The 3273-nt window shown below is 54.4% G+C and carries 3 protein-coding genes; 1 reads left to right on the top strand and 2 read right to left on the bottom strand.

Features of this window, described 5'->3' with window-relative positions:
* Positions 1-1121, bottom strand: a 1121-nt coding sequence (locus tag ACEQ15_RS06345; RefSeq protein WP_370278246.1) for a GAF domain-containing protein, incomplete at its 3' end; no start/stop codon positions are given.
* Positions 1122-1286: 165 nt separating this feature from the next.
* Positions 1287-2153: a TraB/GumN family protein gene (locus ACEQ15_RS06340; RefSeq protein WP_370278245.1), complete on the bottom strand. Its 867-nt coding sequence runs from the start codon at positions 2151-2153 to the stop codon at positions 1287-1289.
* A gap of 173 nt (positions 2154-2326) precedes the next feature.
* On the opposite strand from ACEQ15_RS06340, the gene ACEQ15_RS06335 reads away from it, so the two are divergent.
* On the top strand, positions 2327-3124 hold the full coding sequence (locus ACEQ15_RS06335; protein ID WP_370278244.1) for a response regulator: 798 nt from the start codon (positions 2327-2329) through the stop codon (positions 3122-3124).
* The last annotated feature ends 149 nt before the right edge of the window (positions 3125-3273 follow it).

Below are 3273 nucleotides of genomic sequence, written 5' to 3'. Positions count from 1 at the left end.
CAGCGCTTGGCGTCCAGCAGCAGCTGGTTCACCAGTTGCACAACGTCGGAGCCCTCACCGTCCAGCTCGTCGACCTCTTCGATCTCGCCTAATCGGTCACCGCTGCTGGCCAGCAACTCCACCTCGTCGGTCTCTTCGTTGCTGTCCTGGAAACCCAGTGCAGCCAGGCCCAGGTACTGATGAATGTCGTCCACCAGCCCGACACAGATACGCACTTTACGGGTTCCCAACAGGTGGGAAATTGCCAGCACACGGGCGGTATCGTTCGGATCGTCGATCAGGATAACCACCTGATCTTCGCTGTGGCCGTCGGTGAGCAGCGCCAGGTTATTGCTCTTCAGATAACTGAGCTTGATGTTTTCACACACCGGGTGGATGCGGTAATGATCGGGCTCGTAAGGTACAAACGGCACCTGGTAGTAACTCTCCAGGGAGCGGCCGATCTGTTGCGAGGTCAGCTTGGCGTTGTTGCGCAGCAGGCGGGTGAGTGGATAAGCACTGCTCGACTGCTTGATAAAGTGCTGCAACTGATAGGGTTCCAGCAGCTGTTCGTTCAGCAGGTATTCGTACGGGCCGTTGGTACAGCCAAAGTCGGTGCGGAATTTCTGCGCAAGGCGCTGGGCGAACGCTTCCGCTTTTTGCAGATCGTTTCTGTCGAAGCTGCTGCCGTCCACCCGGTTGATAATCTGCAACACACCCAGCAACACCTGTTTGTGTTCGATCGGCACCACCATCATCGATTTCAACTGGAAGGCGATATTGGCGGTGAAGCTTTTGTTGTATTGCAGGTTTGGGTGGATCTTCTTCAGTTCCTGCTCATTGTCCACATCCCTGATCAGCAACGGCTTGCGGGAAAAGGCCACATAGCCGGCGATCGACGTGGTGCTCACCGGCACACGGATCTCGGTCAGGTCGTCGCCACTTTTGCAGCGGGAGAAGATGTCGGTGCTCGCCAGGTTACGCTGATAAACGGTGATACGTTCTGCTTTAAACAGACGCAGGATCGCATGTTCAACCAACGGGAAGGCATCGGTAAAACTGCTGGACTGATTGATCAGGCTCAGGACTTCGCTCAGGCTGGCATAAAACTGCGGCGCATCCGGTAAGACATCTTGGCTCATATATAACCTGGCACTTCTAAAATTCCGACAGACCAGATTCTAAAGAGCGGTGGGCACGGTGGAAAGTGTAAGTTCTTGTCTAACCTTTCATAAAAAGCAGCTTTAGACAGGCAGGAATAGAAAAGACCCGAGCGTTGCCCGGGTCCGGTCATTGATTAGATCTGATTATTGCAGTTGCTGAATTTGGTAGCCGCGATCGGTCAGCTGCTTGAGCAGTCCCTCTGGCCCCAGCAGGTGAGCGGCCCCGACCAGTACAAACTCCTCTTCCGGGGTATCAAACATCTGCAGGATCTGTGGCATCCAGTTGTTGTTGCGCTCTACCAGCAGTTTTTCATACAGCTGAGGATAATCCGTTGGCGTGGTGCTGATCACCGCCTTTTCCAGCGTATCCACATCCCCTGTTTTCCAGGCATCGATAATGGTACGCAGGCCCTCACGGGTCTTGTCGGCATCGGCCAGCGTCTGACTGATAAACTGGTCTTCCACGCCATCCCCCATGCCTGCCACATAGGTCAGATGCTCATCTACGCTTTCCAAGCCAAGCACGGGCTTGCCACCTGCCTGAGCCCGGCCGTAGAAGATCTTATCCACACCCTCGTTCTGGATCTGCGCCTTCGCCAGTTCAAGGCTTAACACGGTCAGTGCCACACCTGCTGGGGTAAGGCGATCAAACGTCTGCACCGGAATACGTTCTTTCGCCGCGTACTCCTCCAGCTTGCGGTAGGTTTCCGGCTTGATCACATCCTTCAGCACCCGTCCATCGGTGTAACTGAGCATCGTCAGTAAACGCATGGCGTTTTCCGGCTGCGTCAGTTGTGCAATGTCCGTTTCCAGCACCAACACATCGGTGTTGTCATAGATATTATGGAAGGTGGCGGGCAGCGGCAGATCGCTGGCCGACAGCACGTGAATAGTCCCCCCCAGATATAACCGGTCGCCATCCTTGTCGACCTGCCAGATGGAAGTTTCCGCCTGAGCCACACCGCATGCCAGCATCGCCCCGGAAAACCAGGCTAACAACAGCTTTTTCATTCCTTTTTCTCCTGTCGTTGAAATCTACGCTTCAGCATAGCAGTCCTGAGCCGATAACCGCATTCGCAATACAATTGTCACGGATCGCGGTGATCATCCGCATTCTAATACACGCCGTTTTAGGCTATGTTTATGATTCCCAAGCGAATAGCACACTTTTTGAGGTTGTATTAATGGAGCGTCTTTCGCAGAGTGACCTGAATATCCTGCTGGTTGAACCGTCAGCCATGCAGCGTAAGGTCATCGAAAATGAGCTGAAGCACGAACAAGTGACAGCTATTGATCAGGCTGCCACGATTGCCGAGGCCCTGCAGAGTATCAGCGCGATCCAGCCAGATCTGATCGCCAGCGCGCTCTATTTTGAAGACGGCACAGCACTCGATCTGCTGCGCGAAGTGCGTGGTCTGTCCGAGTGTGCCGGTACCCCGTTTATGCTGGTGACCAGCGAAACCCGCCTGGCACAGCTGGAGGTATTCAAGCAGTCCGGCGTAATTGCCATCCTGCCAAAACCGTTTAGCCGTCAGCACCTGAACAGCGCCCTGAGCGCTACCGTTGAGCTGCTCTCGCCGGAAGAACTGGAGCTGGAAAATTACGACATCACATCGCTGAAGGCGCTGGTTGTGGATGACAGTAAGATGGCACGCAAGATGATCTCCCGCGTACTGGGCAACCTGGGCGTGAGTGACATTGTGGAAGCCGAAGACGGTGCAGAAGCAATTGCGACCCTGACGGAAACCGATGTGGATTTCGTGGTGACCGATTTCAACATGCCGAACATCGACGGTGCTGAGCTGACCGCCTATATCCGCAACAGCGACCGCCTGTCGTCACTGCCGGTGTTGATGGTGACCTCCGAGCAGGACGAGACCAAGCTTAGCCACATAAACCACTGCGGCATCGATGCGCTGATCGACAAGCCGTTTTCACCAACCGAGGTGAAATGCTTGCTGCATCGTTTGTTGGATAATTGATCTACATACCTGCCCTTGTATCTCTCCAAGATGGGTGGTTAGCTACCGTCCATCGTCAGAAGTCGGTGAGTTTGTGGCTGCCCTTAGTCCCTAAGGCTGTTCTGTAGATTAAACCCCGGCTTCCCCTTATCTCAGAACTGAATGGTATC

Source organism: Pontibacterium sp. (assembly GCF_964228735.1).
Lineage (GTDB): Bacteria > Pseudomonadota > Gammaproteobacteria > Pseudomonadales > Balneatricaceae > Pontibacterium.
Note: the sequence above shows the minus strand (reverse complement) of the source record. Positions and strands in the feature narration are given on the sequence as shown.

Bases quoted from the DNA above. Each gene is read 5' to 3' on its own strand.
- ACEQ15_RS06340 (WP_370278245.1), bottom strand. From the start codon at position 2,153: ATGAAAAAGCTGTTGTTAGCCTGGTTTTCCGGGGCGATGCTGGCATGC.
- ACEQ15_RS06335 (WP_370278244.1), top strand. From the start codon at position 2,327: ATGGAGCGTCTTTCGCAGAGTGACCTGAATATCCTGCTGGTTGAACCG.